The following is a 6,023-nucleotide window of genomic DNA, read 5'->3' on the forward strand; positions in this document are numbered from 1 at the left end:
TTTTTTATTTGTGCCAGGCCGACACGATGGAAGCCGCCTTGGCCCGTACCGTCGCCGCATTGTCGCCCGGCTTGTAGAGCGACGAACCGAGGCCGAAGCCTGCCGCACCGGCCGCCCGCCAGGCATCAAGATTGTCCGCGCCGATTCCGCCGACCGGAATCAAGGGCGTTCCTTTCGGCAGCACCGCCAGCAGCGCCTTGACGACAGCGGGCGATGCCAGCTCGGCCGGAAACAGCTTCAGCCCGTGCGCACCGGCCTTCAGGGCGGCAAAGGCTTCCGTGGGCGTCATGATGCCGGGCAAGCTTGCCATGCCGAGCCGCACCGTCTCCTCGACGACCTCGCGATCGAGTTCGGCGCGACGACCAGTTCGCCGCCGGCCGACGCCACGTCGCGCGCCTCGGCCGCCGTCAGGACGGTGCCGGCGCCGATCACGGCATCGGGGAAGCGCTTGCGGAGCAGCGCGATACTGTCGAGCGGCTGCGGCGAGTTGAGCGGCACTTCGATCAGTCGGAAGCCCGCTTCGACGAGCACATCTCCGATCGCGGGCGCCTCTTCGGGCTTCAATCCCCGCAGGATGGCGACGAGCGGCAGCTCGCGCATCGCGGTCTTGAACCTGTCGATTGTGGTCATCCCTGCAAAGCCCTCAAGCCCGCCCATGTCGCCTCGGCGCCGAAGCTGCGCACCGTCACGCCCTTCTGTCCAAGCGCCAGAGCATAGCGCGCCGTAAGTGACGGCGCGCCGATGACAACGACCTCGCCGCCGGGCGGCAGTTCCTGCGTCCGCAATTCCTCACCGATCAGCAGGCCGGAGAGGTAGCTTGCCGACTGAGATGGCGACAGGCGATTGAACAAGGCAAGCGCCCGCACACCGAACGCGTTGTGCAGCAGCCCCTCGCCCTCGTCGGCGCGCGCCACGCCGCGCAGGAACATCGCCTCATCAAGCGGCGCCTCGGCTTCGAGGGTGCGCGCCAGGATCGAATGCTGGCTGAGCAACCCGTAGAACTCGCCGGTCATGTAGGTCCGAAAGCCCGTGACCCGGCCACCCTGCACCGTAGCCCACTTGCTGTGCGTGCCGGGCAGGACGAACAGCCCGTCCGTGAGACCCGCCAGCCGCATCGCGCCGAAGATCTGGACCTCCTCACCACGCATCACGTCGGGCACCTCGCCCTGCTCGACGCTGAGGCCGGGCACGAGCGCGATCCGCCCCGGCTCGATCCAATGCAGGTGCCGCTTCAGTTCTTCGGGTCCGGCGGGACAGGCGGCATAGGGCGCCTCGACCCAGCCCTGCCGGCTGCCGGCCATGCCGGAGATCAGGCAGACGCTGCCTGCCGGCTTCATCCAGTCCGCGAACAACGAGGCGAAGACACCGGCAAAGTCACCGTTGGGAACATTGAGAATCCCGAGCGGTGCGCTCTTCTCCTCCAGCACGCCGCCCGCTTCATCGAGACGGGCGCCGCGCAGCGAGCTCGTGCCCCAGTCGACGGCGATCAGGTGCGGCACGTCTTGGTCACGATCAGTCCCGGCAGGACCACTCGAGCATGCGCTTCATGAACTCCTCGCCCGCGTCGATCTGCGAGGCCAGGATGAACTCGTTGGGCTGGTGCGCCTGGGCGATGTCGCCGGGGCCGCACACGACCGTCGGCACGCCCAGCACCTTGCGGAAGATGCCGGCCTCGGTGGCGTAGACCACCGCGCCGACCGTGTTGGAGCCCGACCAGCTGCCGGCCAGGGTCTTGGCGTCGTCGTTGCCCTCGGGTGAGAAGGCCGGTGTCGAGGAACGCAGCTCGGTTTCGATGGCGGCGGCCGGATGCTTGGCCTTCATCTTGGGCAGCAGCTCTTCCTTCAGCCACTTCTTGGCGCGCTCGCCCAGTTCCTCGATCGGCCGCGTCGGCAGCTCGCGATAGCCCCACAGGACCTCGCACTCGCGCGCCAGGATGTTGCCCGCCGTGCCGCCGATGATGGTGCCGACGTTGAAGGTCGCGGCGGCCGGCATGAACTCGCTGTTCTTCGGCGCAGCGGCCTCGAGCTCCTCCTGCACCGTGTTGAGGTAGTGCACGAACTCGCCGGCGAAATGGATCGCGCTGACGCCGAGATGGGTCATCGAGGAATGCGCCTCGAAGCCGGTGAACTTGGTGACGTAGCTCTGGCTGCCCTTGTGAGCATGCACCACCGTCATCATGGTCGGCTCGCCGATGATGATGACACGGGGCTTCGGCACTTCGGTCGCCATGCGGGCGGCCAGCGAATGCGCGCCGAAGCAGCCGATCTCCTCGTCGTAGGACAACGCGAAGTGGATCGGCTTCTTGAGCGGCGCCTTCAGGAACTGCGGCAGCATGGCGAGGCCGATGGCGTAGAATGCCTTCATGTCGCAGGTGCCGCGGCCGTAATACTTGCCGTCCTTGAGGGTGAGCGTCCACGGGTCGGTGACCCAGGGCTGGCCGTCGACCGGCACGACGTCGGTATGGCCCGACAACACCACGCCGCCCGGCACGTTCGGGCCGATGGTAGCGAAGAGGTTGGCCTTCGAGCCGTCCTCGTTGGGCACCAGCTTCGACTCGACGCCGTGACCCTTGAGATAGGCCTGCACGTACTCGATCAGCGCGAGGTTGGAATTGCGCGAGGTGGTGTCGAACGCCACGAGCTTGCGCAGCATTTCGATGGAACTGACGGTCTCTCCGGCCATGATGTCCTTGTCTTGCTCGTATCGTGTGATGATCAGACGGTCGTGCGACCGATCATGGTCAGGAATTCGCGGCGTGTCTCGCCATTGTCGCGGAAGGCCCCCAGCATGCGGCTGGTGACCATCGTAACATCGGATTTGTGAACGCCGCGTGTCGTCATGCACTGGTGCGCCGCCTCGATGACGACGGCAACGCCGCGCGGCTGTAGCACTTCCTGCAGCGTGTTGGCGATCTGCGCCGTCAGCTTCTCCTGGATCTGCAGGCGATGGGCGAAGGCGTCGACCACACGGGCGAGCTTGCTGATGCCGACCACGCGCTTGTCGGGCAGGTAGCCGACATGGACCTTGCCGATGATCGGCACCATGTGATGCTCGCAGTGCGATTCCAGCCGGATGTCGCGCAGCGCCACGACCTCGTCGTAGCCCTCGACCTCCTCGAAGGTGCGCTGCAGCATGTCGCGCGGATCCTGGTCGTAGCCCGCGAAGAACTCCTCGTAGGAGCGGACGACGCGATCGGGCGTGCCGGCCAGGCCCTCGCGGCCGGGATCGTCGCCGGCCCAGCGGATCAGCGTGCGGACGGCCGCCTCGGCCTCCTCGCGCGACGGACGGGGCAGGCCGGTGGCGAGCGAAACGAGGTCGCTCGGCTTCGCCATCTTGTTCATTGTCATCTCCCTTGATCCGCGCGGCCTAGTTCAGGCTGCGCTGCGCCGTCGGCGTGTCCAACGAGAAGGTCGGGATCTCGATATCGAACTTCACCCCCGCCTCGTCCACCATCTGGTACGTGCCGCCCATGATGCCGGAGGGCGTCGAGAGCGGCGTGCCGGAAGTGTACTCGAACGTCTCGCCCGGACGCAGCAACGGCGTCTTGCCGACGACACCGGGCCCTTTGACCTCCTGGAGGCGGCCGAGCCCGTCGGTGATCTTCCAGTGCCGGCTGCGCAACTGCACTGCGACATCGCTCCTGTTCTCGATGCGCACCTTATAGGACCAGACATATTGAGATTTCGCAGGTTCCGACTGGTCCGGCAGATATTGCGGTTCGACCGTCACCTGGATGGCACGGGTTGTGGCTTTATACATGCTCGCGCAAATTCCTTGACGCCTCTGACATGGGAGTTTCGGCCCAAAAGGTCAAACGCGTCTACAGCCACTTGGGATCGGCGGTGAAATCGATGGTGAGCCAGCGATGCGGACTCTCGCCGCCGATCGCCGCGGCAATCTCGCGCCGCAATGCGTCGGCTTCGCCCACGCTGTCGATCGGCGACTCCGGCGGCACGGCGATATGGATCTCGATGAACTGCGCGCGGCCCACCTTGGCGACGTAGCTCGTGTAGGTCTTGAAGCCGTGCCGCTCGATCACATCGTCCATGACTCGGCGCACCAGCGCGTCGAGATCGGGGGGCGTGATCAGCAGGATTTCCTGCAGCGCCTTGCGGACGGTGGCAATGGGCACGAAGACGAGGACCAGCGTCAGGAAAGCCAGCACGGCCGGGTCGGCATAGGGCGCCAGATGCTCATAAGCCGTTCCCTTCAACATGCCGGCGATGGCGAAGGCCACGAACAAGGCCGCGGTGATCGCGCCGCTCATGAGCCAGCTCTGCGCATCGAGCCGTATGAAATCGGAGCCGATGCGACGGTTGAGGTGACGCTCGTAGAAGAACATGCCGAAGCAGGCGGCAAAGACCAGGACGGCATAGGCCATGGCCCAGTCGAAGTTGAGCTGCCTTCCGCCGCCCAGCAAACTGTCGACCGCATTCAGGAAGGCATAGAAGCAGAGCAGCATCAGCGTGCCGCCGTTGAAGGCCAGCACCATCGGCTCGATATGCCAGTAGCCGAACTGGAACCGCCGGTTCTCGGTGGCCCGTGTGACCAGGCGCGACACGAACAGCGCCAGGCCCGACATCGCCGCATCGATGGCCGCGAACACGCCGTCGAACAGGATCGCCATGGAGCCCGACAGCAAGCCGAACAGGACGCCGAACGCCGACACCCCGATGGTGACGGCGATGGAGATCTTCAGCAGTCTCTGTTCGGCGGCGGCGTTTGGCATGCCGCCAGACTAGAGCAGTGTCACTCCAGGTTCGAGCATCTGCCGATTCGACGCAATTCCGGGGGACCCCTCCCTCCGTTTCATTTGTTTCGTTTATTTCGTTTGTTTCGTCTGCGCCCCCTTGACGTAGTCGTCCAGCGTCGTGACTCCAGGCTAAATCGGGAAGATCAGGCAGGTGGTCGTGCTGTGCGCCAGCAGTTTGCCGGAGGCGTCGGTCAGGCGGCCCTCCGAGGTGGCGATGCGCGAGCCGACATTGATGACCTTGCCTTCGGCGCGGACCGGGCCGGTCTTGTCGGTCATGGCACGCACGTAGTTCACCTTGATCTCGACGGTCGTGTAGCCGCTGCCAGCCTTCAGCATCGTGTGGATGCAGCAGCCCATCACCGAATCGAGCAGGGTGGCGGCGACTCCGCCATGCACTGAGCCCAGCGGGTTGTAATGGTCGAAAACCGGGGTGTAGCCGAAGACCACACGGCCGGCCTCGACCTCGATAAGACTGAAACCCAGGGTCTTGGTGATCGGCGGCGCCGGATAACGGCCCTCCAACAGGCCCTTGAACAGATCCAGCCCGTCCAGTGTGCGCGCCACCTCGATCGGCACCACGCCAAATCCCGCTTCTGCAGCCATGTGCGTCTCCGTGCGAATTTAAGTGCATATACACATTGAGGCTTTGCCGGCGCAAGAAGCGGCGATAGTCTCAGTTCCATGACAACCGCCACACCCCCGCTCCGCCTGTCGCCGGCCGAGTGCACCTGCTTTCGCGTGCGCAGCGCGGCGCGGCGCGTCACCCAGATCTACAGCCGGCACCTGGCGCCGACCGGCCTGCGCATCTCGCAATTCTCGCTGCTGGGCTACGTGATCTCGCGCGGCCCCGTGAGCATCACCGAACTGTCCGAGCTGCTGGCGACCGACCGCACGACCCTGACGCGCAACCTGCGGCCGCTGCTGGCCTCGGGCGTCATCGAGCGCGCCGCCGCGGGCGACAAGCGCCGGCACGACCTGGTCGCGACGGTGGCGGGCCGCGCCCTCTTCAAGCGCGCGCTGCCGCTCTGGGCCGAGGCCGAACAGGAGGTCCGGGACGCGATGGGCACGAAGCTCACCGCCGACCTGCACGGCGCCCTCGACCGCTCGATGGAGAAGCTTGCGCCGCTTTAAAGACGAGGACGCTCAATGGAGCGCGCCACTCCAGTGGCGCAATCATGATCATGAGCGCCACTGCCGGCGGTATCGCCTTCGCCCTGCTGCACCGGATCAAGACCGGCAAGGGCCAGCGCCTCGACCTGTCGCTGTTCGA

9 protein-coding genes are annotated in these 6,023 nt (G+C 65.8%); 1 reads left to right on the forward strand and 8 read right to left on the reverse strand.

Annotation, left to right across the window (positions count from 1 at the left end):
* Positions 1-4 precede the first annotated feature (4 nt).
* The 8 genes from AC1ROX_RS27160 to AC1ROX_RS27195 form a co-directional block, all read right to left on the reverse strand.
* Positions 5-310, reverse strand: a complete 306-nt coding sequence (locus AC1ROX_RS27160; RefSeq protein WP_493131176.1) for a beta/alpha barrel domain-containing protein — start codon at positions 308-310, stop codon at positions 5-7.
* Positions 286-630 (reverse strand): beta/alpha barrel domain-containing protein, encoded by a 345-nt coding sequence (locus tag AC1ROX_RS27165; RefSeq protein ID WP_493131178.1) that lies wholly within the window; start codon positions 628-630, stop codon positions 286-288. The genes AC1ROX_RS27160 and AC1ROX_RS27165 overlap by 25 nt, the downstream gene beginning before the upstream one ends.
* Entirely contained in the window at positions 627-1,499 is an 873-nt protein-coding gene (locus AC1ROX_RS27170) for a 2-dehydro-3-deoxygalactonokinase (protein ID WP_493131180.1), read from the reverse strand. The genes AC1ROX_RS27165 and AC1ROX_RS27170 overlap by 4 nt, the downstream gene beginning before the upstream one ends.
* Positions 1,500-1,512: 13 nt before the next feature.
* Entirely contained in the window at positions 1,513-2,682 is a 1,170-nt protein-coding gene (gene argE / locus AC1ROX_RS27175) for an acetylornithine deacetylase (protein ID WP_493131182.1), read from the reverse strand.
* 32 nt (positions 2,683-2,714) lie between these two features.
* Positions 2,715-3,341, reverse strand: coding sequence for a GTP cyclohydrolase I FolE (gene folE / locus AC1ROX_RS27180; RefSeq protein ID WP_493131184.1), 627 nt, complete (start codon positions 3,339-3,341; stop codon positions 2,715-2,717).
* A gap of 25 nt (positions 3,342-3,366) precedes the next feature.
* Positions 3,367-3,759 (reverse strand): Co2+/Mg2+ efflux protein ApaG, encoded by a 393-nt coding sequence (gene apaG, locus AC1ROX_RS27185; RefSeq protein WP_493131186.1) that lies wholly within the window; start codon positions 3,757-3,759, stop codon positions 3,367-3,369.
* Between the two features lie 61 nt (positions 3,760-3,820).
* A complete protein-coding gene (locus tag AC1ROX_RS27190) occupies positions 3,821-4,729 on the reverse strand; it encodes a cation diffusion facilitator family transporter (RefSeq protein WP_493131188.1) in 909 nt (302 codons plus the stop codon).
* 153 nt (positions 4,730-4,882) lie between these two features.
* Complete coding sequence (locus AC1ROX_RS27195) at positions 4,883-5,356, reverse strand: PaaI family thioesterase (RefSeq protein ID WP_493131190.1); 474 nt, start codon at positions 5,354-5,356, stop codon at positions 4,883-4,885.
* 78 nt (positions 5,357-5,434) lie between these two features.
* On the opposite strand from AC1ROX_RS27195, the gene AC1ROX_RS27200 reads away from it, so the two are divergent.
* A complete protein-coding gene (locus tag AC1ROX_RS27200; protein ID WP_493131192.1) occupies positions 5,435-5,884 on the forward strand; it encodes a MarR family winged helix-turn-helix transcriptional regulator in 450 nt (149 codons plus the stop codon).
* The last annotated feature ends 139 nt before the right edge of the window (positions 5,885-6,023 follow it).

The organism is Reyranella sp. GW821-FHT14A01, from assembly GCF_058803965.1.